The organism is Sphingomonas degradans (genome assembly GCF_053502645.1).
In genome coordinates, this window is the sequence record NZ_CP177172.1 from 927,279 (window position 1) to 952,760 (window position 25,482).

The window sequence follows — 25,482 nt, forward strand, 5'->3', positions numbered from 1 at the left end:
ATGCCAGCATTGATTGCCGGTGGTTGCGCCGGGCCGCTCTCGACGCTCGACACGGCGGGCCCTGCCGCGCGCGATGTCGCGACGCTGTGGTGGATGATGCTGGCGGGCGGAGCGGTGCTGGCGGTGGTGACGTGGAGCCTGCTCGCGCTGGCCTTTCGTCGCCGGGCGGGTGTGCGCGGCGGTGGCGCGGTGCTGTGGATCGGCGGGCTGGGCCTGGCGATGCCGGCCGTCGTGCTGGCGGTGTTGCTGGGCTATGCCTTTATCCTGGGCGAACGGACGATCGCGCGGCCCGATGCGCGCGCCGTCACGGTCGAGGCGACCGGGCACCAATGGTATTGGACGTTCCGCCAGCCCGGTAGCGCCGGCGCGATCGAGACGCGCGACATCCTGCACATTCCGGCCGGGCGGCCGGTGAATGTGCGCATCGCCTCCGTCGACGTGATCCACAGTTTCTGGGTGCCGAGGCTGGGGGGCAAGATGGACGCGGTGCCGGGGCAAGTGAACGTGCTGCGCATCCAGGCGGAGCAGCCGGGCACGTTCGAGGGGCAGTGCGCCGAATTCTGCGGGCTGCACCACGCCAGCAACCGCTTTCGCGTGATCGCGCACGATGCCGCTGGCTGGGACGCGTTCCGGCGGGGGGCGCAGCGATGAACGCGCTGCGCCGGCACCGCGCGCTCACGGCTATCTGGGGCGCCCCGCGCGGCTGGCGCGGTACGCTCGTCTCGGTCAATCACTCTGATATCGGCAGGCGGTTCATCCTCGCGGCCTTTGCGTTTTTCGCGATCGGCGGCGCGCTGGCGATGCTGATCCGGGCGCAGCTGGCGACGCCGGACAGCGCCTTTGTCGGCCCCGCCGTCTACAACCAGCTGTTCACGATGCACGGCAGCATCATGATGTTCCTGTTCGCGATCCCGATGTTCGAGGGGCTGGCGCTGTACATGTTGCCCAAGATGCTGGGCAGCCGCGACATGGCCTTTCCGCGCCTGTCGGCCTATGGCTGGTGGTGCTATCTGTTCGGCGGGACCATCCTGATCGCCGCGCTCGCGTTCGGCGTCGCGCCCGATGGCGGGTGGTTCATGTACACGCCGCTGGCGTCCAAGGTCTATTCGCCCGGCATCAACGCCGATGTTTGGTTGCTCGGCATCACCTTTGTCGAGATTTCGGCGATATCGGCGGCGATCGAGATCACCGTATCGGTCCTGAAGCTGCGCGCGCCGGGGATGCGGCTGGATCGGATGCCGCTGTTCGCCTGGTATCTGCTCATCACTGCGATGATGATGCTGGTGGCGTTCCCGCCGCTGATCCTGGGTTCGATCCTGCTGGAAGTGGAGCGCGCATTCGGCTGGCCGTTCTTCGACCCGACGCGCGGCGGCAGCCCGTTATTGTGGCAGCACCTGTTCTGGCTGTTCGGCCATCCCGAAGTCTATATCATCTTCCTGCCCGCCGCCGGCGTCGTTTCCACCGTACTGCCCGTGATGGCCCGCACGGCGATCCTTGGCTATGAATGGATCGTCGCGGCGTTGCTGGCGCTGGCGTTTCTCAGCTTCGGGCTGTGGGTGCACCACATGTTCACCACGGGCATCCCGCATATGGCGCTGGGGTTCTTTTCCGCCGCCTCGGCGCTGGTGGCGTTGCCGACGGCGGTGCAGGTCTTTGCATGGATCGGCACGCTGTGGAGCGGCAAGCCCGAACGCACGCTGCCCATGCTCTACCTGATGGGTTTTTTCCTGGTGTTCGTGATGGGCGGGCTGACGGGCGTGATGCTGGCGATGGTGCCGTTCGACGGGCAGGCGCATGACAGCTATTTCGTGGTCGCGCACCTGCATTACGTGCTGGTCGGCGGGTTCATCTTTCCGATGCTGGCGGGCGCCTATTACTGGCTGCCGCATTTCACCGGGCGGGCGCGGGTGCCGCGACTGGGCGAGGCGGCGTTCTGGCTGATCCTGGTCGGCTTCAACCTGACGTTCTTCCTGATGCACCTGACCGGGCTGCTCGGCATGCCCCGCCGAGTCTATGCCTACGCGGCCGAGATGGGGTGGACGGGGCTCAACCTGCTGTCGTCGGTGGGCAGCTTCATAATGGCGTTCGGCTTTGCGCTGTTCGCGCTCGACGTCGCGCTCCAGATATTCCTTTCGCGCCGCAGCCGCCGCAATCCCTGGCGCGCCACGACGCTGGAATGGGCGATGGCGATCCCGGCACCGGCCTATAACATCGCCAGCCAGCCCGAGGTCCGGGGGCGCGATCCGCTGTTCGACGACCCCGCACTCGCGCTGAGGCTAGCGCGCGGCGAGGGGTATCTGGCCGAGGCGCGGCACGGCTGGCGCGAGACGATGGCAGTCGACACCACCACGGGCGCGATCGACCATGTCGTCATCCTGCCGGGCAACACGCGGCTTCCGCTGGTCACGGGGCTGGTGACGGGGTGTTTCTTCCTGGCGCTGCTGTTCGGGTATTATGCCCTGGCGCTTGCCCCGTTGGCCGCGCTCGTCGCGCTGGGATGGTATTGGGCCTGGACGCTGGGTGCGCGCGAGGATGTCGGGCCGGTATCGATCGGACGGGGCCAGACCGCGCCGATCCATCGCGAGGCACGCGGCGCGCCGGGATGGTGGGGCGCGGCGTTGCTGTTGGTCGCGGACGGCACGCTCTTCGCGTCGCTGCTGTTCGGCTATGCCTTTCTCTGGGTCGTCGCGCCCAATTGGCCCCCGCCGCAATTGATCGATGGGGGCGGGGGAGTGGCGCTGGTCGCGGCGGTGGCGACGGGCACAGGCGCGTTACTCGCTCGACGCGCGCAGCGGGCGACCGGCGCAGGGTCGTTGCGCACAGCCGCACGCGCAAGCCTGGCGGCGGCGGGGGCGCAGGGAGTGGCCCTCGTCGCGCTGGTGACGCTGGGAGTCACGGCACTCCCGCTGCCCGATAGCCATGGCTATGCGGCGGCAAGCTGGGCGCTCATTGCCTATGCCGCGCTGCACGCCCTCATCGCGCTGTTGGGCGCGGCCTTCGCGCGGGCGCGCATCGCCGCAGGCTTTGTCTCGACTGCGCGGTCGCAGGAACTGGCCGTCGCGCGGATGTTTGCCGACTATGCCGGAGCGGTGACGATTGTGGTGCTGCTGTGCCTGGTCGTGCCGGGGCTGTCGGCATGAGGCTGCTCGCGCGTGCCAGCGCGGGGTTGTGGCTATGGGCGATGGGATTCTCGCTGCTCTACGGGCTGCACGGCGTCGGTTGCGCGCAGCGGTGGGATCGCATCGCGATGCCGGGCGGGACGCTGTTCGGATGGGCGATGATCGGCACCTGGCTGGCACTGGCCGGGGCCGCCGCTGCGGTCGCCCTGTGGGCGCGTTGCGCGCCGCGCGGACTGGAGCGGCGGCTTGCGCTGGCCTCCGCGCTGGCCGGGCTGGTGGCGATCCTCGTGACGGGAGCGCCGGTGGCAGCCTTCTCCGCTTGCCTTTGAGCGCCGGCTCCGGCGCGCAATATCGCGCGGGTGCAACCATCTGGCGCGCGATTCATTGATGGTCGAACCGCCGGCCCATTCGGGGCGACGATACCGGAGACCTTCATGTCGCCAGCACTGCGCAGCCTGTCGCTGCACCCCCTCCACGCGATCCTGCTATCGTTTCCGGTGGCGCTTTTCGCTTCGGCGTTCGCGTCTGACGTGACGTATCTCAACAGCGGCGAGGTCCAATGGTCCAACCTCTCGCAATGGGCGATCACCGGCGCATTGGTGTTTGGTGCGCCCGTCCTGATCTGGGCGGCGGTCGATCGCATCCGGGCGCGCGGCGCCGATCTGCGCAGCCGGCCCTCGCTCTACCTCATCCTGATCGCCGCGATGTGGGTGCTGGGGTTGATCGACGCGTTCAAGCACAGTCAGGACGCGTGGAGTTCGGTGGGCGCGGTCGGCGTGGTGCTCTCGTTCCTGTGCACCGTGCTGGCCTTTGTCGCCGCGTGGATCGCGCATACGCCCTATTTCGCTGGAGAGCAGGCATGAGCATCACGCGTTGGTCGGGCACCAGTGCCCTTGTCCTGATGCTTGCCGCATGCGGCGGCGGCACTACGGCGCGCGACACGGGGCCGGCCCCGCAATTGCCGGCGATCCAGCAAAGCCTGGTCCCGACGATAAAGATCGCCAGCCCCGCCGGCTGGGACGGTGCGCTGCCGACGGTGCCTGACGGTTTCACCATCGTGCCGTTCGCCACCGACTTGCGCATTCCGCGCCAGATGCTGGTGCTGCCCAATGGCGACTTGCTGGTGTCGGAAGGGCGCGGGGGCCACGCGCCGAACCTCCGCCCCAAGGACGTCATCGCGGGCTATATCAAGGGGCTGGGCACCAGTAGCGTGAAGGGCGGCGATCGCATCACGCTGCTCCGGGACGCCGATGGCGATGGGCGGCCCGAGGTGCGCACGGTGTTCATCGACGGGCTCGACGCACCCTATGGCCTGGCGCTGGTGGATGGCAGCATCTACGTCGCCAATCAGGGCGCGCTGCTGCGCTTCCCCTATAGTGCCGGCCAGACGGCGATCCCGCGCTCGACCGGCGTGGAAGTGACCAAGCTGCCGGCGCAGATCAACCATCACTGGACCAAGTCGCTTGCCGCCAGCACCGACGGGACCAAGCTGTATGTCGGCATCGGATCGAACAGCAATATCGGCGAGCGCGGCATGGCCGTGGAAGAAGAACGCGCGGTGGTGTGGGAAATCGATCGCGCGACGGGAGCGCGGCGCACCTATGCCAGCGGCATCCGCAATCCGACCGCGCTGGCGATCAATCCCTGGACCAACGGGCTGTGGGCGGTCGTGAACGAGCGCGACGAGATCGGCCCCAATCTGGTGCCCGATTACTTGTCATCGGTGCAACCGGGGGCATTCTATGGATGGCCCTACAGCTATTGGGGCAAGCACGTCGATCCGCGCGTCCATCCGGCCCGGCCCGAGCTGGTCGAGCGCGCCATCGCCCCCGATTACGCGCTGGGCGCGCATGTCGCGGCGCTGGGGCTGACGTTCGTGCGGGGCGGCAGCTTCGCGCCCGGCTATGGCGATGGCGCCTTTGTCGGCCAGCATGGCAGCTGGAACCGTGCCGACCTGTCCGGGTACAAGGTCGCCTTCGTGCCCTTTGCCAGCGGGCGCCCGGCGGGCCCGCAGCGCGATTTCGTCACCGGGTTCCTTCACGACGGCAAGGCGCGCGGGCGTCCGGTCGGCGTAGCGTTCAATGGGACGGCCCGCGCGCTGTACGTCGCCGACGACCTGTCCAACGCCGTATGGCGCGTGACGCCCGCCGCCCGCTGATCCAACGTAGGGGGCGAACCCCGTGCCGGTCCCGACGCCTCAGGGATTGAGGCCGTCGGGTCGGGTATAGGCGTTCGACCGTCCCGGCGTGGGCAACTCGGCGATCACCGCCGCGCCGGCAGGGTGATCCTGATCGAGATGGCCCCGCAGCTTGATCCCGCTTCCCGACACCTTCGTGCCGATCGCATAGGCGCGCGCGAGCGGCTGGGTGAGCGTGATCCGACCGCCGTCGCGGCCGTTGCGGCTGGCCTTTACAACCGCCTCCTCGGCATCCGGTCCGCTGCTGATCGTGATCGCCTGACCGGCGGTAAAGCCGGTCGCGCTGGCGACGTCGATCGTCGTTCCGCCCTGTTCCACCGGCGCGCGAACGATGGTCGCACCCGATGTGCCGACGTCTTCGATCACGGCCCGTTCCTGTGCGCCGATCGTGATCGTCTGGCCGGGCACGAAGCCGGCGACGCTGGCCACGCCGATCGTGCGCGCGCCGGCTGCCGCGCCCTGCGGCGCCGTGGTGGCGGGTTGCACGATGAAATCGTAGCACAGGCTGTCCCTGTCGGCGCCATCGGGGGAACGGCCCACGCTGCGATTGGGTGCGCCGGGGGCGGAGGCGGCAATCGCGGTCGCCGGGGCACTGGGGCCCGAGCCGGCGCCGGGGATGACGGCGATGCATCCACCCTGATGCTGATCGCCCTCCAGCGTCGCGATCTCGGGCGCGGTGATGACGCCGCTGGCGCTGGAGTTGCTCTGTTGCGAGCCATAGACGATCGCGTCGACGATGACCTTGCCACTCGGGTCGGTCAGGCTGATCGCGCCGCCCCGGATCGACAGGTCGCCGCCGAACCACAGCTGTGGCGCGGGGCCCTGATAGCCGGCGGTCGTCACCTGCGGGTTGCCCACCGGCGTGCCGGGCGCGTGCGCGCGGGCGAGGGGGCGATCCAGCACGATGCCGCTGCCCAGCGCCTGCACCGCATCGCCGCTGACATGGGCGAAGCGCGTTGCCGGCGTAAAGCCGATCCCGGTTCCGGGGCCGGCGACATCGACGCCGTCGATCTGGTCGCGCTTCAGCGGTGCAGCCAGCGTTACGCCGGTGCCCTGCGCGCCGGCCGTGCCGATCGCCGCCACCTTGATCCATTCCAGTCGCTGGCCGGTGCCGAGCGACAGCGTGTCGCCGACGGAGAGGCGCGATACGTCGGCCAGCTTGATGTTGGTCGCGCCGGCGGACACCGGGGCGGCAAGAACCGTCTGGGTCGCGGCCTTGCCGACGCGCGTCACCGTTACAATCTCGCGCGTCGCGCCTGCGCCAAGGGCCATCAGCTCGCCCACCACGAGCCCCTTTGCGTCCGCGACGGGAATCGTGGTCGAACCGGCGGGCACTGTCAGCCAGGGGCCGGTGGAGACCGGGATAAAGATCGTCGTCGGCACCGTGGCGGGCGTTCCGACGCGGGCGATCCGGCGGGCCTCGCCGCCGATGCTGATCGACTGGCCCGTCGCGAACCCATTTGTGCTGCGGACGTGGAGCGCGGTCGCCCCCGCCTTGGCCGGCGCGACCAGCCCGGACGAGGCCAGGCCCAGCAGATAGAATTGCCCCGGCGCCAGCATGGTGCCAGCGGGGATGGTAGCCAGCGGCTCGGGCGCGAAGAAGGTGCGCGTGTTGGTCAGCGCCCAGTTCGAGATGTCCACCGTGCCGGACGCGGCATTGTACAGCTCGATGAACTGGTCGCTCGCATTGCCGCCGGTGGCAAAGCGCACTTCGTTGATCTTGATCGCCGGGGCACTTCGCACGCGCTGGAGGCTGGTGTCCCTGCGGGCGCCGCCGCCGGCGCCGGTCCAGTCGGCTCGAGCCGTCGCGAACCCGGCGCTGGTGCCCGCCGGGGAGGTGATCCGGAACCGCGCCTCCACGGCGGCGCCCGGCGCGATGCTGGCGAAGCGCGTGGCACCCACCGGCGTTGCGCTCCAGCCCGAAGGCAGCGCGACGCCCAGTGTCACGCCGGTGGCAGGCGCGCCCGTGCTGTTGTGGAAGCGGGTGGTCAGTTCGGCGGACGTGCCCGGGCGGAAACTGGTCAGCCGGTCCTGGGTCAGCAGCGGGAGGTCGTAGCCGGCGGCGACGATATTGGCCTGGACCGCGTCGGTCGTCGCGACATCGGGCTGGCCCGCCGTCATCACGCCTTCGTAGAAGGTGCCGGCCGAACCATTACCGTTGTCGCCGCCATTCCCCATCTGGATCGCGCCTTTCTTGCGCATCGGGAAATAATCGCTGTTCTCGCGCGATCCGGGGCGCTCGCCGGCGTAGAAGGTCTGCAGCGCACCCTGTTGCGCATCGCCGCCGCGCAGGCTCCAGAAATTGCGCCCGCCGCCGCCGAACATGCCCGTGACGAAACGCCAGTCGATCGACGGATCGGCTTCGTTCACGCCAGCGCTATAGCCGGAGAATAGCCCCGCCTCCATGTCGGACATGATCCAGGGGCCCTTGCCCGCCCCGCTGCCCCAGCCGCTGGACGTGCCGAAATAGACGCTCTCCATGGTGCCGGTGCCCACGGCCAGCCCGTTGGTCGAGGCGTTGCCATAGTTGAAGCAGCACCCGTTGCTGAAGTGCTTGCCATCCACAACGACATGGATGCCCGCCGCCTCGTCGTTGATCGGCAGGTCGCGGGCATTGTTGTTGCGAAAGCCCATGCCCGGCATGATGTACACGCCGTAGGCCTTGTGCCCGGCGATGGTGATCGGCGCCATGTCGGCGATCGGGAGCGCGTCGAACGCCCCCTTGGCCGGACCGGGGTAGAGCGGGCCGGGCGGCGCCTGGAACAGGTGGTTGGCCTTGCCCGACTGGTCGTACAGGATGGTAATCACGCACAGCGTGCCGGCGCAGAACCGGTCCTGTGCCGCCGCATCGGCATAGCCCGCCGCGGAGTCCGCGTGGCGGACGATCCCGATGTCGAGCAGGCGGCCGTCGGAGTCGCGCCGAACCTGATAGAGCGGCCCTTCATAGCCGGAGAGCAGCGCGCGCGTGGTGCTGTGCGCGGTCACGCAGGGGGTGCCCGCCGCCCGGTACAAGTCGCACGGGCCCGGCTGGCGAGGCGCCGGTAGTCGCGGCGCCGCCGCTTGCGCCTGGGCCGCCGTTGCCGGAGCGATGTCGGCAAGTGCCAATGCAATCGCGACCATTGAAGTGTCGGTCACTCTTTCCTCCCCCGATAGCCGCGACGCTGTTCGTCTACTGGCGTGCTGCTACCCTAAACGGAGGAAGGGGTGTTGCAACCCTGGCGTTGCGGGGGGTGTGGACAGATGAAGAGTGGCATGTCGGCAATCGCGCCGAGTTTCCGGCTCTGAAAGCCGTGCTCATTCCTCCCCCGGAGGGGGAGGGGGACCGGCGAAGCCGGTGGAGGGGTATTCTCCGCGAGCGATAAAGACGATGTGGCGGATCGCGGCTTCCAGGTCGGACAGGATGATCTGCGCGGGAATTCGGAGGACCCGAACCCCCTGCGTGTAAAGCCAGTCATCGCGCATAGCGTCTCGCTCTGGCCGACCGCTACGCGCGTGCGTCTCCCCATCGACCTCCACAGCAAGTTTGCAAGCCGGACAGAAGAAATCGAGGACATAGATGCCTGCCGGATGCTGACGGCGGAAGCGCAAGCCTTCAGGGCGGGGTCGAAGCGCCTGCCATAGGAGAACTTCAGGCAAGGTCATCCGCTGGCGCAGATGCCGGGCAAAATCCTGCGTTTTCTTCGGGCCGTGCAGCATGCGGCGACTACCCCTCCACCAGCCTGTGGCTGGTCCCCCTCCCCCTCCGGGGGAGGATCAAAGAAAGCGCCATTCGCGCACCCGCGCAATGGTCCGCTTCCCACCCAATGCCCAGTTCCTGTGCCGACAGCGGTCGTTTGTCGGCCCCCAGTCTGGAAGCGTCTGGCTGCCAGACTGGTTCAGAACGCAGCAATCCCCGTGATCGCTCGCCCCAGGATCAGCGCGTGGACGTCGTGCGTGCCTTCATAGGTGTTGACCGTTTCCAGGTTCAGTGCGTGGCGCATGACCTGATACTCGCCCGAAATGCCGTTGCCGCCGTGCATGTCGCGCGCCATCCGGGCGATGTCGAGCGCCTTGCCGACATTGTTGCGCTTGACGATCGAGATCATCTCGGGCGCGAATTGCCCCGCGTCCATCAGCCGCCCGACGCGCAGCGACGCCTGGAGCCCCAGCGCGATTTCGGTCTCCATGTCGGCCAGCTTCTTCTGGAAGAGCTGCGTCGCGGCGAGCGGGCGACCGAACTGGTGGCGATCCAGCCCATATTGCCGCGCGGCCTGGAAACAATATTCGGCGGCGCCCAGTGCGCCCCAGCTGATCCCGTAGCGAGCGCGGTTGAGGCACGAGAACGGCCCCTTCAGCCCCTCTACGCCGGGCAGCAGCGCGTCTTCGGACACTTCGACTTCGTCGAGCGCGATCATGCCGGTGATCGACGCGCGCAGCGACAGCTTGCCGTCGATCTTGGGCGCCGAAAGCCCCTTCATCCCCTTTTCCAGCACGAAGCCCCGGATCGCGCCGCCATGCGCATCCGATTTGGCCCAGACGACGAACACGTCGGCGATCGGGGAATTGGAAATCCAGGTCTTGGCGCCGCTCAGCTGATAGCCGCCGTCGATCTTGCGCGCGCGGGTGCGCATGCCGCCGGGGTCGGAGCCGGCATCGGGCTCGGTCAGGCCGAAGCATCCGATCCATTCGCCGCTGGCCAGCCGGGGCAGATAGCGGGCCTTCTGTTCCTCCGATCCAAAGGCGTGGATCGGGTACATGACCAGGCTCGACTGCACGCTCATCATCGAGCGATAGCCTGAGTCCACGCGCTCGACTTCGCGCGCGATCAGGCCATAGGCGACATAGGAGGCGCCCACGCCGCCATATTCCTCCGGGATCGTCGGGCCGAGCAGGCCCAGCGCGCCCATCTCGCGGAAGATCTCGGGATCGGTCGTCTCGTGCGCAAAGGCATCGATGACCCGCGGCGCGAGCCGATCGGCGGCATAGGCGCGCGCGGTGTCGCGGATCATGCGCTCGTCGTCGTCCAGCTGGTCGTCGAGCAGGAGGGGGTCGGCCCAGTCGAATTTCTGCAAGATGCTGTCCTTTTCTTCAGGCGGGGACGACGGCGATCGTCTCGATCTCGATTTTGGCGGCGGCTTCCATCAGCGCGACCACTTCCACTACCGCCATTGCCGGGAAGTGCTTGCCGATCAGCGCGCGATAGGCGGCGCCGATGCCGGGCAGGCCGGCGAGATATTCGTCGCGGCTGGTGATGTACCAGGTCATGCGTGCGATATGCTCCGGGCCAGCGCCCGCCTCGGCGAGGATGGCGAGCGTGTTGAGCAGCACCTGGCGGAACTGGCCCACCATGTCGGGCGCCACGAAGGTCTCGGTCTCGTCCCAGCCGACCACGCCGGCGGTAAAGACCATGCGGCCGCTGGCGGACATGCCGTTGGAATAGCCGCGAGGGCGCTTCCAGCCGGGGGGTAACAGGCTTTGCATCGTCATTCGGAACATTCCCGGTTGAGGCGGTCGAGCAGGGCGGGGGGCCAGGGCACCGACTTGCCTTTCGCAAGATCGGTCAGCACCTGGGTATAGCGGACGCCGAACCGCGCCGCGCCGCCACAGCGTATGTCGAGCGCGAGGTCGACCGAGCTTCGGCCCACCCGCGTCACCGTGACGGTGATGTCCAGCAGGTCGCCCAGCCGGCTGGGCGCGGTGAAGCTGGCGTGCAGATCGACCGTCGGCATTCCCATGCCCATCTCCAGGTGCATCTCGCGCCGGCTGCATCCGAGCACGACTACCGACCAATCCTCGATCGCGGCGTCGCACAGCTCGAAATAGCGGGGATAATAGGCGATGCCCGCAGGGTCGCAGTGTGCGAAGCGCAAGGGGTAGGTGACAGTGAACATCAGGCCGCGCTGTCGGCCAGGTGCTGGCGCGCGATCACGACCTTCTGCACTTCGGACGCGCCCTCGTAAATGCGCAGCGCGCGGACTTCGCGGTACAGCGCCTCCACCGGCACGCCGACGGTAACGCCCAGGCCGCCGAACATCTGCACGGCCTTGTCGATCACGCTTTGTGCGCTGTCGGTGGCATGGAGCTTGGCAAGCGCGGCCTCGCGGGTGTTGCGCACGCCCTGCACGTCGCGCAGCCATCCGGCGCGGTAGATCAACAGGGCCGAGGTATCGATGTCGAGCACCATCTCCGCCAGCTTGGACTGGGTGATCGGATTGTCCGCCAGCGTACCCGCGCCCAGCCTGCGCACCCGGACGCGCGCGGTCGCCTCGTCCAGCGCGCGGCGGGCGAAGCCCAGCGCGGCGGCGCCGACGGTGGTGCGGAAAATGTCCAGCGTCGCCATCGCCGCGGCAAAGCCGCGACCGGGCTCGCCCAGCAGCGCCGTGTCGGGCAGGGCCATGTCGGTGAAGGTGAGCGTCGCCAGCGGATGCGGCGCGATCACGTCGATCCGTTCGGTGACGGCGAGCCCCGGCGTGTCGGCATCGACCACGAACGCCGAAATGCCGCGCGCGCCGGGCGCCTCGCCGGTGCGGGCGAACAGCACGTAATAATCGGCGATGCCGCCGTTCGAGATATAGGTCTTGGCGCCGTTGACGACATAGCCGTCGGCGGTGCGATCGGCGGTGGTCTCCATCGACGCCACGTCGGAGCCGGAGGCCGGCTCGGTCAGGGCGAAGGCCGCGATCTTCTCACCGCGCGCGACGGCGGGGAGACAGGCGCGCTTCTGCGCTTCGGTGCCGAGCAGCGTGATCGTGCCCGAACCCAGCCCCTGCATCGCAAAGGCGAAGTCCGCGAGCCCGGAATGCCGCGCCAGCGTCTCGCGGATCAGCGCCAGCGAGCGGATGTCGAGCGTCTCGTGGATGCCGCCATAGGCCGCAGGCACGCAGTAGCGCAGCCACCCCGCCGCGCCCAGGCTGCGGACCAGCGCGCGACACTCGGCATCGAGATCGGCACCATGCGCGTGCGTGAGGTTCGCGGCGCACCATGCGTCGAGCGTGTCGGCAAGCCGGCGGTGCCCATCGTCGAGGAACGGCCAGTCGAGGAAGCTGCGGTCTGCCATCAGTCGCCTGCGAATTCGGGAGTGCGTTTTTCGGCAAAGGCTTCGAACGCGCGGCGGAAATCGTTGGTCGCCATGCAGATCGCCTGCGCCTGTGCCTCCATTTCGATCGCGGTTTCGATGCCGACCGCCCATTCGGTGTTGAGCTGGGTCTTGGTAATGCCGTGCGCGAAGGTCGGGCCGGCGGCGAGCGAGCGGGCAAGCTCGTGCGCCTCGTCCAGCAGCGCGTCGGCATCGACCAGCCGGTTGTGAAAGCCCCAGCGCTCGCCCTCTTCGGCGGTCATCATCCGGCCGGTGTAGAGCAGCTCCGCCGCACGGCCCTGTCCGATGATGCGGGGCAGGATCGCACAGGCGCCCATGTCGCAGCCGGCGAGGCCGACGCGCGTGAACAGGAACGCGGTCTTTGCCCGCGCGGTCGCGAGCCGCAGGTCCGACGCCATCGCCATGATCGCGCCCGCGCCGACGCAGATGCCGTCGATCGCGGCGATGACCGGCTGGGGACAGGCGCGCATCGCCTTGACCAGATCGCCGGTCATGCGGGTGAAGGTGAGCAGTTCGGGCATCGCCATGCGCGTGAGCGGGCCGATGATCTCATGCACGTCGCCGCCGGACGAGAAATTGCCCCCCGCGCCGGTGACCACCACGGCCTTGACCGCAGGCGTATAGACCAGCGCGCGGAACGCATCGCGCAGTTCGGCATAGCTTTCGAACGTCAGCGGGTTCTTGCGTTCGGGCCGGTTGAGCGTGACGGTGGCGATGCCATCGGCGAAGTGCCAGCCGAAATGGGCCGGCGCGAAGCGTTCGGGGTTCATGGCTGTTCCTCTCCGGTATCGGCGGCGATCGATGTCTTGAGCACGCCGAGCAATTCGTACATCGCCAGCCGCTCCGCACGCGGCACCCCGGCCAGCATCGCTTCGACCCATTCATGGTGGGACTCGGCAAGGCCGACGAAGCACTCGCGCCCCGCACCGGTCAGCCGCGCAATCGATGCCCGCCCGTCGGTGGGCGAGGGCGCCATGCCGACATAGCCTTCGCGCACCAGCGCCTGGACGATGCCGGTGACATTGCCGCTGGATACCAGCAGCGCGTGCGACAGCTGCCCCATCGTCATCCCGTCAGGGTGCCGGTCCAGCGCCGCCATCACGTCGAAGCGGGGCAGGGTGATGCCATATTGATCGGCGAAGCGGCGCTTGAGCCGCTTTTCGATCACGGTGGTACAGGTCAGCAGCCGCAGCCAGAGCCGCACGCTGGTGCGGTCGTCCAAGGCGCCGTCATGTTTTTCGCGGATCATCGTCGCGTCGCTCACATCACTTCTCCGCCCGCAACCATGATCGCCTGTCCGGTGATCGAGCGGGACGCAGGCAGGCTGAGCCACAGCGCGGCCTGTGCCACTTCGTCGGGTTCGATCAGCCGCTTTTGCGGGTTGAAGCGCGTCAGCTCGGCCAGCGCCTCGGCCTCGCTGCGCCCGGTCTTGCTGCGGATCGTGGCGATCGTGGTGGCGACGATATCGGTATCGGTGAAGCCGGGGCACACCGCGTTGACGGTCACGCGGCTTCCCGCCAGTTCGAGCGCGAGCGCGCGGGTCAGCCCGATGGCGGCGTGCTTCGACGCGACATAGGGCGCGGTATAGGCATAGCCGCGCACCCCCGCCGTCGAGGCGATGGTGATGATCCGGCCTGCGGGCGCCTCCAGCAGATCGGGAAGCGCCGCCTGGCAGCAATGGAACAGCGCATCGACATTGACCGCCATGGTGCTGCGCCACGCCTCTGCCGTCACCTTTGCGAAGGGTGCGCTGGTCGCCGCGCCGGCATTGTTGACGAGGATGGCGATCGGCCCGTGTGCGGCGCGTGCGGCGGCGAAGGCGGTGTCGACGGCCTGCCGATCGGTGATGTCGGCAGGCGCGACACAGGCAACCGGCAGCGTCGCCGCGACCGTTTCCAATGCCTCTTGCCGCCGCCCGATCAGCGTCAGCGCCGCGCCCTCCGCCGCCAGCGCGCGCGCGATCGCGGCGCCGATGCCCGAGCCGCCGCCGGTGACGACGGCATGAAGTCCCTGCAACCGCATCTCAGCCCCGCAGCACCGCGTCCTGCTCGGCCGCGCGCTTGAGGTTGCGGGCAAGCTGGCCCATGCCTGCCAGATAGTTGGGCGGCACGGCGACGCCGCGATAGCCGTGCTGGGCGGCGGCGCGCAGCGTCCACATCGGGTCGATCATGTGCGGGCGGCCCACCGCAACCAGATCGGCCCGCCCGGCGGCGAGGATCGAATTGGCATGATCGGTCTCGAAGATATTGCCGACCGCCATGGTCGATACCCGCGCCTCGTTGCGGATCTGGTCCGCGAAGGGCGTCTGGAACATCCGGCCATAGACCGGGTTGCATTCGGCCCAGGTCTGGCCGGCGGACACGTCGATCAGGTCGGCACCGGCATCGTGGAATGCCTGCGCGATCAGCACGGCCTCGTCCGGGGTGACACCCTGCTCGCCCATCCAGTCGGTCGCGGAAATGCGGACCGACATCGGCCGCTCGGCGGGCCATGCCGCGCGCATCGCCGCGAACACCTCCAGCGGGAAGCGCAGCCGGTTCTCCAGGCTGCCGCCATAGGCGTCGGTGCGGCGGTTCTGGAGCGGAGTGATGAAGCTGGACAGGAGATAGCCGTGCGCGGCGTGCAGCTCGACCATGTCGAACCCGGCGTCTACCGCCATCCGCGTCGCGGCGACAAAGGCATCGCGGACGGCGTCCATGTCCGCGCGGGTCATCGGGCGGGGCGTCTGGTTGGCGGGGGTCCATGGCACGTCGGAAGCGGCGATCAGCGGCCAGTTGCCGCTCTCCAGCGGCGCGTCCATGCCCTCCCACCCGATCCGGGTCGATCCCTTGGCGCCCGAATGGCCGAGCTGGAGGCAGATCTTGGCCGTGCTGTTGGCGTGGACGAAATCGGTGACCCGGTGCCATGCCGCGACATGTTCGGGCGCATACATGCCGGGGCAGCCGGGGGTGATGCGCGCTTCGGGCGAAACGCAGGTCATCTCGGTATAGACCAGCCCCGCGCCGCCCTGTGCCCGCGCCCCGTAATGGACGAGGTGGAAGTCGCCCGGCGTGCCGTCCACCGCGCTGTACATCGCCATGGGGGACACGACGATGCGGTTGGCCAGCGTCATCTCGCGCAGCTTGTAGGGCGCGAACATCGGCGGAGCCGCGCCGTCGCCCGCGCCGCCCGGCGCCTGCGACTGGAACCAGCGTTCGACGCTTTCCAGCCAGGCCTTGTCGCGGACACGCAGATTTTCGTGGCTTACCCGCTGCGAGCGGGTGAGCAGCGAATAGGCGAACTGGATCGGCGCGAAGGGCAGGTAGCGATCGAGCGTCTCGAACCACTCGGTCGAGTTGCGCGCGCTGTTCTGGAGCTTGAGCACTTCGACGCTGCGTTCGGCCTGATATTCGGCCAGCGCCTGGTCGCGCGCCAGGCCGGGACGGTTGAGCACCTCAGCCAGCTTGATCGCATCCTCCAGCGCGAGCTTGGTGCCCGATCCGATCGAGAAATGCGCGGTGTGCGCGGCATCGCCCAGCAGGACGATCTTGTCGTACGACCAGCGCCCGGTGATAATCCGGCGAAAGTTGAGCCACGCCGCCGACCCGCGCAGGTGCCCGGCGTTGGACATCAGCGCGTTGCCGTCCAGATGCTTGGCGAACACGCGCTCGCTCCACGCGATGGCGTCTTCCTGCCCCATCGTGTCGAGGCCCAGCGCGGCCCAGGTCTCCGGCGCCATTTCTACGATGAAGGTCGATAGCTGGTCGTCGAAGCGATAGGCGTGCGCCCAGACCCAGCCCTGTTCGAGCTGCTCGAACGCGAAGGTGAAGGCATCGAATATCTTGTGCGTGCCTAGCCAGATGTACTTGTTCCGGCGGGGCTGGATGTCGATGTCGAAATGCTCGGCATAGCGATCGCGAATGCGGCTGTTCGCGCCGTCGGCGGCGATGACCAGATCATACTCGGCCCAGTCGGACAGGTCGGCGCTCGCCTCATGCTCGAAATGCAGCACCACGCCGAGCGCGCGGGCGCGGTCCTGGAGGATCGCGAGCAGGCGCTTGCGGCCGATGCCGATAAAGCCGTGGCCGCTGGAGCGGACGCACTCGCCATGGATATGGACGTCGATATCGTCCCAATGCGCGAACTCGCGGGCGATCGTCTCGCCGCTCACCGGATCGTTGGCGCGCAGATTCTCGACCGTCTGGTCCGAAAACACCACGCCCCAGCCAAAGGTGTCGCCCGCGCGATTGCGTTCGAACACGTGGATCTCGTGCTGCGGATCGCGCACTTTCATCGAGATGGCGAAATACAGCCCCGCCGGTCCGCCGCCCAGGCATGCGATCTTCATGGCCGCGAGTCCCCTCTGCAAAAACAGTTCGACGGCGATCCTATGCCCACTTGAAAATGTTTCAAGCCTAAAATATCAAGCTTGAAGTATCCAGGTTCACGCAAAAAATCACAGGGGTCCGAGGATGAAGTGGCCGGCACAGCGCCTTGCGGGGGGCTCGAAGAAAAGCTTCGGGATGTATGACGAAGCCGCGAAGCTAGACGCGCAGGGGGTGGACCTGATCCACCTCGAGTTCGGGCGCCCGCACGCCGACACGCCCGCGCATATCAAGGAAGCGACCAAGGCCGCGCTCGATGCCGGCATCGTTCATTATGGCGATTTTCGCGGCACGCTGTCGTTCCGGCAGGCGCTGGTTGAAAAGCTGCGCGATTTCAACAAGCTGGACTATGGCGTCGACGAAGTGCTGGTCACCAACGGGCTGACCCATGCCTCGTTCGCCGCGTTCATGGCGGCGATCGATCCGGGTGACGAAGTGATCCTGCTCGACCCTTATTACCCTCAGCATATCGGGAAGACCGAGCTGGCGGGGGGCACGGTCGTGATCGCGCCGCTGGACAAGGCGAATGGCTTTGCGATCACGCGCGATGCGATCGCGGCGAAGATCACGCCGCGCAGCCGGATGATCGTGCTGGTCAATCCCGCGAACCCCACCGGGCGCGTCTATACCCGCGACGAGCTTCAGATCGTCGCCGACCTCGCGATCGAGCACGACCTGCTGGTGCTGTCGGACGAAGTGTACGAGTACATCACCTATGGCCAGGCCGAGCATCTGAGCATCGCCGCGCTGCCGGGGATGCGCGAGCGGACGATCACCTGCTTCGCCTTTACCAAGGCCTATTCGATGGACGGCTGGCGGATCGGCTATCTCACCGCCGACGCCCGGCTGATGCCGGCCATCCTGCGCATCGCCATGACCGACGTGACTCACGTCAACGTCTTCATCCAGGAGGGCGCCCGCGCCGCCGTTACCGGGCCGCAGGACGCAATGCTGGCGATGGTCGAGGCCGACCGGCGCAAGCGCGACATCGTCGTCCAGGCGCTGAACCAGATGCCGGGGGTGACCTGTGCCGAGCCGGAGGGGACGATCTATGCCTTTCCCGACATCAGCGGCACCGGGCGCGGATCGCAGGAACTGGCGATGGACATCCTGCAAAAGGCCCATGTCGTGGTCGAATCCGGCAGCTTCTACGGCCCGGCGGGCGAGGGGCATTTGCGGGTGTGCTTCGGTTCGGAATCCGAAGCGCGGGTGACCGAGGCGATGGAGCGGCTGACGCGGTATTTCAACGCGCTGTAAGCGGCGCGACGACGGGGGAAAGCGCAATGAAGACCAGGACGAGGCTCCACATCGCGGCGGCACTGCTGGCCGCGCCGCTACTCCCCATCGCCGTCGCGCCACTGCTGGCGCAGGCGCAGGTGGCGCCTTCGGGCTATGACGCGCTGGTCGCGCTCTATGCCGAGTTCCGCGCCTTCGTGCCGCCGCCCCGGGGGAACGGCGTCACCGATTATTCGCCCGCCGCGATGGCCCGGCACTATGCGGGGCTCCAGCGGTTTCAGGCGCGGCTGGCGGCGATAGACGACAGCGCCTGGCCGATCCCGCAACGGGTCGACTACCAGCTGGTGATGGCCGAGATGCACGGGCTGGAATTCCAGCACCGCGTCGTCGAGCCGTGGAAGCGCGATCCGGCCTTTTACAGCACCACCGATCTGGGTTTCGGCCCCAAGATGGAAGGGGCGATCAGCATCCCCCGGCTGCCCCTCGCGCCCGCCAAGGCAAGGGCGCTCGCAGCGCAGCTGAACGCAGTCCCCGAAGTGCTGCGGCAGGCGCGCGCGAACCTGACCGACGCGCGGGGCGACCTGGCCCGGCTGGCGATTCAGCAGAAGCAGGTCGAAGTGAACGTCTATGGCGAGCTGGCGGCGCAGGCGGACAAGGTGCAGCCCGCGCTGGCGGCACCGGCCCGGCGTGCACAGGCGGCGGCTGCCGCGTTCAAGCAGTGGCTGGAGGGAATCGAGGCGACGCTTCCCGCCCATGGCGGCGTCGGCGCGGCGAATTATGCCTGGTATCTGCGCAACGTTCTGTTGCTCCCCTACACCCCGCAGGAGATCGAGACGATCGGCGAGCGCGAATATGCGCGGCAGGTCGCGTTCCTGAAGATCGAGGAGCACCGCAACCGCGCGATCCCGATGCCCGAGCCGGTCAAGACCCGGGCCGAGTTTGACGCAAAGCGCAAGGTCGAGGACGAGGATCTGCTGCGGTTCCTGCGCGACGGCGACTGGATGACCGTCCCCGACTATGTGAAGCATGACCCCGACGAAGGGCCCTATGTCTTCCCGTTCGAGAAGGACCCGTCCAAGCCCGGCCTGTTCGATCCGCCGCAGAAGCTCCATTTCTTTTTCCAGGCCGAGTTCCGCGACGGGCGGCCGCTGCGCGCGCACAACCTGCCGGGCCATGCCTTTGACTCGCTGCAGGCGGCGCGGGACACGCGCCCGATCCGGGGCGCGCGGCGGCTGTTCTTCGTCAACGGGCTGCGCAACGAGGGCTGGTCCTTCTATCTGGAGGAGTTCATCCTCCAGGCGGGGCTGCTCGAAGACCGGCCCAAGACGCGCGAGATCGACTATATCCTGGGCGCCAAGCGCGCGGCTCGCATCCTGCCCGAGCTGCGGATGCAGGCCAATGCCTGGACCTGGAAACAGGCCAATGCCGCGCTGATCGCGCGCACGCCCAAATGGATGCTGCCCGGCGACGCGGTCGCCCAGTTCGACATCGAGCTGTACCTGCGCCAGCCGGGCTATGGCATCGGCTATTACATGGGCAAGGTCGAGCTGGAGAAGCTGCTCGCCGAGGTCGCGATGCAGGAGGGGGAGGGCTTTGACATCAAGCGCTTCCACGATCGCTTCCGCGCGGCGGGGTCGATTCCGATTGCGCTGATCCGCTGGGAAATGACCGGCAAGGACGACGAAATTCGCCGGTTGCGCGCCGGCCAGTGAAAGCAGGTCCCCGCGGTCCCGGAGGACCGCGGGGCTGCCCGGCGCGACCCTGGGGTTATCGTAGGAAGGCGGAGATCGCTGCGAACAGCGCTACACGTTCCGAACTGCTGCGGCGCTGGGCCATCATTTTCTTTTCCGCTGATATGCCGCGAAGCTATGCGGGAGGTTGAACGAATTGCTCAATAACATGTGAATATGGCGATATTGGATCGCGGTTGAGGATCGGTCAAGGGGCTTCGTCGATGCCATGTCCGCCCGCGCTGGCCGCGCGTGCCTCTGGAGGCGCGCGCATGATGCGACGCGAAAATGCGATATCGCCGGGCCCATGATTTTGATCTGATACTGTTATATTCGACAATCGCGTAATTTTGTTACGCGGCGCGGACCCGGCACGATTCGGGTATGCGCCAGCGGGGTAACGCGATGGAAATGCGTCCGTTTCAGTTTCTTTACGGCGGCGCATTGACGCATCATCCGCGTTATGCTCAAAATCACGCACTTGTTCACGAGATAAGACGGCGCCCGGAGAGGTAGCTGCGGCGGACAGGTTCGCAGGGCGGGAATGCCACTCGGGGAGATATGAAAATGCGGACTAATCGGATTTCGGCGGTGCACGTCGCGTTGCGCGGGAGCACTGCGCTGATCGCTGCGGCGCTGGCCATGGGCAGCGCGTTTGCCCAGACCACGGACGCCGAGGCCGGCGCCGGGCAGGAAACGGGCGAACCGATCGTCGTCACCGGATCGCGCATCCCGCGCCCGGACGTCGATTCGAACAGCCCGGTCAACGTGATCGGCAGCGAGGAAATCCGCCAGACCGCGTCGCTGGAAACCGAACAGCTGCTCAACGCGCTGCCACAGGCGGTTGCCGGGGCAGGTTCGCAGTCGAACGCCGGCAACGGTTCCGCGACGGTGAACCTGCGCAACCTCGGCGCCCCGCGCACGCTGGTGCTCCAGAACGGGCGCCGCATCGTTGGGTCGAGCCAGGACGGCGTGGTCGATCTCAACATGATTCCGCCCTCACTCATCTCGCGCGTCGAAGTCGTGACCGGCGGCGCGTCCGCCGTGTACGGTTCGGACGCGATGGCGGGCGTGGTGAACTTCGTCACCAAGACCGATTTCGAGGGGCTTGAGCTGGGCGCACAGTACGGGATCACCGATCGCGGCGACGGGCGGCGCTACAATGTGGAATTCACCGTCGGCGGCAATTTCGCGGACGGGCGCGGGAACATGGTGTTCACCGGCAGCTATTATGACCGCGCGATGATAAAGGGCGCGGCGCGCGACCATGCCACCGTGTATCTGGTCGACGCGGTGCAGAACGGCGTCGGCGTGCTGGTGCCCGGCGGCAACGGCGTGACGCCGCAAGGCACGATCTTTACCCCCGCGCTGGTCGGCAAGAAGGACCAGTTCGGCAACACGATCGGCACCGCCGGCATCTTCTTCGCGCCCGAGGGCTGGCGCGCCTATACCACCGCCGACGGGTTCAACGATCGGCCCTATACCAACCTGCAGATGCCGATGCGGCGCTGGCAGGGATCGGTGATCGGCCATTACGACGTCGCCGACAACATCACTGCCTTCTGGGAAGGCAGCTATGTCCGCAACGAGATCAACTCGACGCTGGGCGCGGTGCCGATGAGCAGCTCGGGGTTCATCCCCGGCTTCCAGCTGGACCTGCGCAATCCCTACCTCGCGCCGTCGCTGCGCACGTTCCTGCGCACGAATCTCGACCAGGATGGCGACAATCTGGTGTCGCTCAACATCAACCGCCGCCTGCTCGACTTCGGCTCGCGTACCGATGACCAGACGCGCGAATTCTCGCGCTTCGTCGTCGGGCTGAAGGGCGCGCTGACCAGCCGGCTGAACTGGGAAGCGTTCTACAACCAGGGCGACGTGTCGATCACCGAGAAGCAGGGCGGCGGCGTCCTGATCGACAATTTCGCCAACAGCTTCCTGACCAACCCCAGCAATCCCTATGATTGCGCGGTCGCCGATCCCCGCTGTGTCACGATCAACCCGTTCGGGCTGAATTCGATGAACAAGGCGATGATCGATTACATCTACACCGATCTCACCAACATCACCCGCGTCCATCAGAAGCAGGCGGGCGCCAGCGTGACGGGCACGCTGTTCACGCTGCCCGCAGGCGATGTCGGCGTGTCGATCGGCGCGGAGTATCGCAAGGAAAGCTCCACCTTCACCCCGGACCAGCTCTATATCCAGGGCAAGGCGCTGTCGCGCTCGGCGGGCATCCAGGCGACCGGAGGCAGCTTCGACGTCAAGGAAGTGTATGGCGAACTCGTCGTGCCGATCCTGAGCGACCTGCCGTTCGTCAAGCTGCTCGCGTTCGAGGGTGGCATTCGCTATTCGGACTATTCGACTGCCGGTGGCGTCACCTCGTGGAAGGCCGGGGGCGAATATTCGCCGGTGTCGGGCCTGAAGTTCCGGGGCCTGTACCAGCGCGCGGTGCGTGCGCCGAACGTGACCGAGCTGTATTCGGGCGCGACCAACACCGCCCCGCAGGCCACCGATTTCTGCAACGCCGGCGCCAGCCGCACGGCGGCGGAGCGCGCCTTCTGCGTCAGCTCGCTGGGCGTCCCCGCGAGCGTGATCGACGTGTTCCAGCAGGAGAACGTCCAGATCCGCGCGATCACCGGCGGCAATCCCAATCTGAAGGAGGAAACGTCCGACACCTGGTCGGTGGGCGCCGTTCTGCGGCCTGCGTTCGTGCCGAACCTTCAGCTGACGGTCGATTACTATAACATCAAGATCGACGGCGCGATTGCGGCGTTCGGCGGCGGGCTCCAGTCGGTCATCACCGCCTGCCGTGCCAATCTGTCGATGAGCAACATCTTCTGCCAGCCGCTCAACCATCGCACGCCGGACGGGCAGCTGTACGACGTGCCGCTGCTCAACGCGAACATCGCGTCGATGAAGACGGCGGGCGTCGATTTCCGGCTCGACTATCGGCACGACATCGGCTCGCTGGGCCGGCTGGGCTATTATGTGGCGGGCAGCTACCTCATCAACAGCGTGGTGCAGAGCAGCCCGATCGTCGCGGCGGTCGATTGTGCCGGCTATATCGGTGGCGGCACCTGCGGCAACGCCAACCCGAAATGGCGCTTTACCCAGCGCCTGACCTGGGACGTCAACGACGCCTTCCAGGTTTCGGTCCGGCACCGTTTCCTGGGATCGGTGAAGGACGGCCGCATCGCCGCCGCCATCGCGTCCAAGGCGGCGATGCCTTTGCTCGCGGTGCCCGAGACGGGCCAGATCAGCTATTTCGACCTGAGCGCGTCCTATGACCTGGACAACAGCTTCACGCTGTACACGACGGTGGACAATCTGGGCGATCACAACCCGCCGTTCCAGCTTTACGAGCGCGATACCTATGACGCGATCGGCCGCCGCTTCACGATCGGCTTCCGAAAGAAGTTCTGAAGTGAAAGGATGCCGGCAGCGCGGCCTTTGTGCCGTCGCTGCCGGTGCCCCGGCTGGGCCGGGGGGATGTGTGGGATAGGCTCTGGGTGGTGGTATCATGATGAAAGTCCGCGTTTCGGGTCGTGCTCTTGCGGCGGCGCTGCTGCTTGCCACGGGGGGGACGGCACAGGTCGCCGCCGCACAGGCCCAGTCGCATGCACAGGCGCAGGGCACGGCGAAGGTGGCGGGCACCAGCCTGTCGATCGACGAGCTGTACCGGACCAGGAGCCTGATCGGGACCACGCCCGAAGGCTATAGCTGGTCGTCGGACGGCAGCACGGTGCTGTTCCTGTGGAACGACGAAGGCTATGGCTTTCGCGACATCTGGTCCTATTCGATCAAGACCGGCAAGAAGACCCGGCTGACTTTCCTCGGCCGCGACGTGAAGCCCGATTCCGAACAGCGCGGGATTGCGCAGGCGGTGTTCCTGGATCGCGGGCGCGTCGCGTTTACGCTGGGCGGGCAGCTGCATATCCGCGACGCGGCCGGCGCGATCGCCAAGGTGGAGACCGACAAGCAGGCGGTCCGCAAGCTGGCGGTGTCGCCCGACGGGCGGCAACTTGCCTTTATCGCGGCCGCGCCGGGCGACCTGCGTGGCCGGTTGACGCCGGGCGGCGTGCTGTGGGTGCGCGACGCAGCGGCGCAGGGGGGCAACGCGGCCCGGCGGGTGGCCGGCGAAGACGAGCCGAAGGTCTATATCGACAGCTTCCAATGGTCTGACGACGCAAGCGCAATCGCATTCGAGCAGGCCGACGACCGGCTGATGCCCGAGCGCGACATCTATTACTACGCCAAGGGCCAGTTGCAGAATAATCGCGTCATCCGCGCCTTTCCCGGCGACGAGACGACCAAGACGCGGATCGGCGTGGTCGCGCTCGCGTCCGGCGCTACGCGCTTCTACGAACGGCCCGAAGCGAAGGACCCGGTATGGGATTATGGCCTGTCGCATGACGGCAAGCGGCTGTTCATCAGCGGCTCCGACATGGAGGCCAAGCAGCACAGCGTCTATGCCTATGACGTGGCGACGGCGGCGCGCGAGACCTTCTACCAGCTGCGCGAGCCGAGGCATCTGCGCCCGGACTGGAAAGTTGCCTGGGCGCCGGGCGACAACGGCCTGATCCTGCTGACCGACCGCGACGGCTGGCTGCATTTGTACCACCAGCCCAGCGCCAGGGCGAAGCCGCGCCAGATCACGAGCGGCAAGTGGGAAATCGCGAGTTTTGCGGTCGATGCGGCGCGCGGGCAGATCTATTTCGTGTCGAACCAGTCCTATGTGTCCGACCGGCAGGTGTATCGCGTGCCGGTGGCGGGCGGGAAGATCGAGCGCGTCAGCACGGCGGCGGCGGGGACCAACGAGCCGGTGTTTGCGCCGGATTTCCGCCACGCGGCCAATTTCTACACCAACGACGCGATGCCCGGCGAATTGTTCGTGCTCGACCTGGCACGGCCGGGCAGCGCGACGCAGGTCACCAAGTCGCCGCAGCCCGATTTCTACACCCAGACCTGGGCCAATATCGGCTATGTCGAGTTCCCAAGCCATGTCGACGGGCTGCCGCTGGTCGGGCGGCTGAGCCTGCCGGCCAATTATGATCCGGCCAAGCGCTATCCGCTGATCGTCGGATCGGTCTATTCGGACTCGGTGCAGAACCAGTGGGGCGGGCGCCGCGCGCATCCGACCTGGGGGCTGGATCAGTATTTCGTCGCGCAGGGCTATATCGTCCTGAACGTCAATGTCCGGGGTTCGTGGGGGCAGGGCCGCGACCACAACCAGACCCAGTATAACAGCTATGGCGAAACCGACATCAATGACCTGGAAAGCGGCGTCCGCTATCTGGTGGCCAAGGGCTATGTCGATCCCAAGCGCGTCGGCATTTGGGGGTCGAGCTATGGCGGGCTGATGACGATCATGTCGCTGTCCAAGAAGCCTGGCGTCTATGCCGCCGGCATCGCGGGCGCCCCGGCGACCAATGTCTGGCACGCCTATCCCGCGCAGGGATGGATCATGGGGCCGCCCACGGGCAAGGATATGCCCGCACGCTACGAAGCGCAGTCGGCGCTGTACCAGGTGCAGGGGCTGAAGGATCCGCTGATGATCATTCACGGCACCCGCGACCCGGTGGTGCTGTATTCCGACACCGTGGCGCTGACCGAGAAGATGATCGCGAATGGCCAGATGTTCGAGCTGGTCACGCTGCCCGGCGCCAATCATGGCTGGGACACCGAGGGGCTGGCGCAGACGCGCTTCGCCTTCCGCAAGATGGTCGAGTTCTTCGACCGCACCGTCAAGAACCGCAAATAG

At 67.3% G+C, this 25,482-nt stretch carries 19 protein-coding genes; 9 read left to right on the top strand and 10 right to left on the bottom strand.

Annotation, left to right across the window (positions count from 1 at the left end):
• The 5 genes from coxB (at position 1) to ACG3SL_RS04335 (ending at position 5,277) form a co-directional block, all read left to right on the top strand.
• On the top strand, positions 1-651 hold the full coding sequence (coxB, locus tag ACG3SL_RS04315; RefSeq protein ID WP_448663910.1) for a cytochrome c oxidase subunit II: 651 nt from the start codon (positions 1-3) through the stop codon (positions 649-651).
• A complete protein-coding gene (gene ctaD, locus ACG3SL_RS04320) occupies positions 648-3,140 on the top strand; it encodes a cytochrome c oxidase subunit I (RefSeq protein ID WP_448663911.1) in 2,493 nt (830 codons plus the stop codon). Before coxB ends, ctaD begins: the two co-directional genes overlap by 4 nt.
• Positions 3,137-3,448 (top strand): hypothetical protein, encoded by a 312-nt coding sequence (locus ACG3SL_RS04325; protein ID WP_448663912.1) that lies wholly within the window; start codon positions 3,137-3,139, stop codon positions 3,446-3,448. The genes ctaD and ACG3SL_RS04325 overlap by 4 nt, the downstream gene beginning before the upstream one ends.
• Before the next feature lie 105 nt (positions 3,449-3,553).
• Positions 3,554-3,982, top strand: coding sequence for a DUF2231 domain-containing protein (locus tag ACG3SL_RS04330; RefSeq protein WP_448663913.1), 429 nt, complete (start codon positions 3,554-3,556; stop codon positions 3,980-3,982).
• Positions 3,979-5,277: a PQQ-dependent sugar dehydrogenase gene (locus tag ACG3SL_RS04335; RefSeq protein WP_448663914.1), complete on the top strand. Its 1,299-nt coding sequence runs from the start codon at positions 3,979-3,981 to the stop codon at positions 5,275-5,277. The genes ACG3SL_RS04330 and ACG3SL_RS04335 overlap by 4 nt, the downstream gene beginning before the upstream one ends.
• Before the next feature lie 39 nt (positions 5,278-5,316).
• Here the strand turns inward: ACG3SL_RS04335 and ACG3SL_RS04340 are convergent, their stop codons facing one another.
• The 10 genes from ACG3SL_RS04340 to ACG3SL_RS04385 all read right to left on the bottom strand — a co-directional run bounded on the left by ACG3SL_RS04340 (position 5,317) and on the right by ACG3SL_RS04385 (position 16,718).
• Complete coding sequence (locus ACG3SL_RS04340; protein ID WP_448663915.1) at positions 5,317-8,451, bottom strand: arabinofuranosidase catalytic domain-containing protein; 3,135 nt, start codon at positions 8,449-8,451, stop codon at positions 5,317-5,319.
• 159 nt (positions 8,452-8,610) lie between these two features.
• Positions 8,611-9,012 carry an endonuclease domain-containing protein gene (locus tag ACG3SL_RS04345; RefSeq protein WP_448663916.1) on the bottom strand — a complete coding sequence of 134 codons (402 nt, stop codon included), beginning with the start codon at positions 9,010-9,012 and terminating at the stop codon, positions 8,611-8,613.
• A gap of 179 nt (positions 9,013-9,191) precedes the next feature.
• Positions 9,192-10,367, bottom strand: coding sequence for an acyl-CoA dehydrogenase (locus ACG3SL_RS04350; protein WP_448663917.1), 1,176 nt, complete (start codon positions 10,365-10,367; stop codon positions 9,192-9,194).
• Positions 10,368-10,383: 16 nt separating this feature from the next.
• Entirely contained in the window at positions 10,384-10,782 is a 399-nt protein-coding gene (locus ACG3SL_RS04355; protein ID WP_448663918.1) for a RidA family protein, read from the bottom strand.
• Entirely contained in the window at positions 10,779-11,186 is a 408-nt protein-coding gene (locus tag ACG3SL_RS04360) for an acyl-CoA thioesterase (protein ID WP_448663919.1), read from the bottom strand. The genes ACG3SL_RS04355 and ACG3SL_RS04360 overlap by 4 nt, the downstream gene beginning before the upstream one ends.
• Positions 11,186-12,352: an acyl-CoA dehydrogenase family protein gene (locus tag ACG3SL_RS04365; RefSeq protein ID WP_448663920.1), complete on the bottom strand. Its 1,167-nt coding sequence runs from the start codon at positions 12,350-12,352 to the stop codon at positions 11,186-11,188. The genes ACG3SL_RS04360 and ACG3SL_RS04365 overlap by 1 nt, the downstream gene beginning before the upstream one ends.
• The gene (locus ACG3SL_RS04370) at positions 12,352-13,161 is read right to left on the bottom strand and encodes an enoyl-CoA hydratase family protein (protein ID WP_448663921.1); all 810 of its coding nucleotides are present in this window, start codon (positions 13,159-13,161) and stop codon (positions 12,352-12,354) included. The genes ACG3SL_RS04365 and ACG3SL_RS04370 overlap by 1 nt, the downstream gene beginning before the upstream one ends.
• Positions 13,158-13,655 carry a MarR family winged helix-turn-helix transcriptional regulator gene (locus ACG3SL_RS04375; protein WP_448663922.1) on the bottom strand — a complete coding sequence of 166 codons (498 nt, stop codon included), beginning with the start codon at positions 13,653-13,655 and terminating at the stop codon, positions 13,158-13,160. Before ACG3SL_RS04375 ends, ACG3SL_RS04370 begins: the two co-directional genes overlap by 4 nt.
• The gene (locus ACG3SL_RS04380) at positions 13,652-14,413 is read right to left on the bottom strand and encodes an SDR family NAD(P)-dependent oxidoreductase (protein WP_448663924.1); all 762 of its coding nucleotides are present in this window, start codon (positions 14,411-14,413) and stop codon (positions 13,652-13,654) included. Before ACG3SL_RS04380 ends, ACG3SL_RS04375 begins: the two co-directional genes overlap by 4 nt.
• Before the next feature lies 1 nt (position 14,414).
• Entirely contained in the window at positions 14,415-16,718 is a 2,304-nt protein-coding gene (locus ACG3SL_RS04385; RefSeq protein WP_448663925.1) for a bifunctional salicylyl-CoA 5-hydroxylase/oxidoreductase, read from the bottom strand.
• A gap of 124 nt (positions 16,719-16,842) precedes the next feature.
• Here ACG3SL_RS04385 and ACG3SL_RS04390 point away from each other — a divergent pair, with 124 nt between their 5' ends.
• From ACG3SL_RS04390 to ACG3SL_RS04405, 4 genes are all read left to right on the top strand, one after another.
• Positions 16,843-18,012, top strand: coding sequence for a pyridoxal phosphate-dependent aminotransferase (locus ACG3SL_RS04390; protein WP_448663926.1), 1,170 nt, complete (start codon positions 16,843-16,845; stop codon positions 18,010-18,012).
• A 26-nt stretch (positions 18,013-18,038) separates the two neighbouring features.
• On the top strand, positions 18,039-19,703 hold the full coding sequence (locus tag ACG3SL_RS04395) for a DUF885 family protein (protein ID WP_448663927.1): 1,665 nt from the start codon (positions 18,039-18,041) through the stop codon (positions 19,701-19,703).
• A 585-nt stretch (positions 19,704-20,288) separates the two neighbouring features.
• Positions 20,289-23,144: a TonB-dependent receptor plug domain-containing protein gene (locus ACG3SL_RS04400; RefSeq protein ID WP_448663928.1), complete on the top strand. Its 2,856-nt coding sequence runs from the start codon at positions 20,289-20,291 to the stop codon at positions 23,142-23,144.
• 97 nt (positions 23,145-23,241) lie between these two features.
• A complete protein-coding gene (locus ACG3SL_RS04405) occupies positions 23,242-25,482 on the top strand; it encodes a prolyl oligopeptidase family serine peptidase (protein ID WP_448663929.1) in 2,241 nt (746 codons plus the stop codon).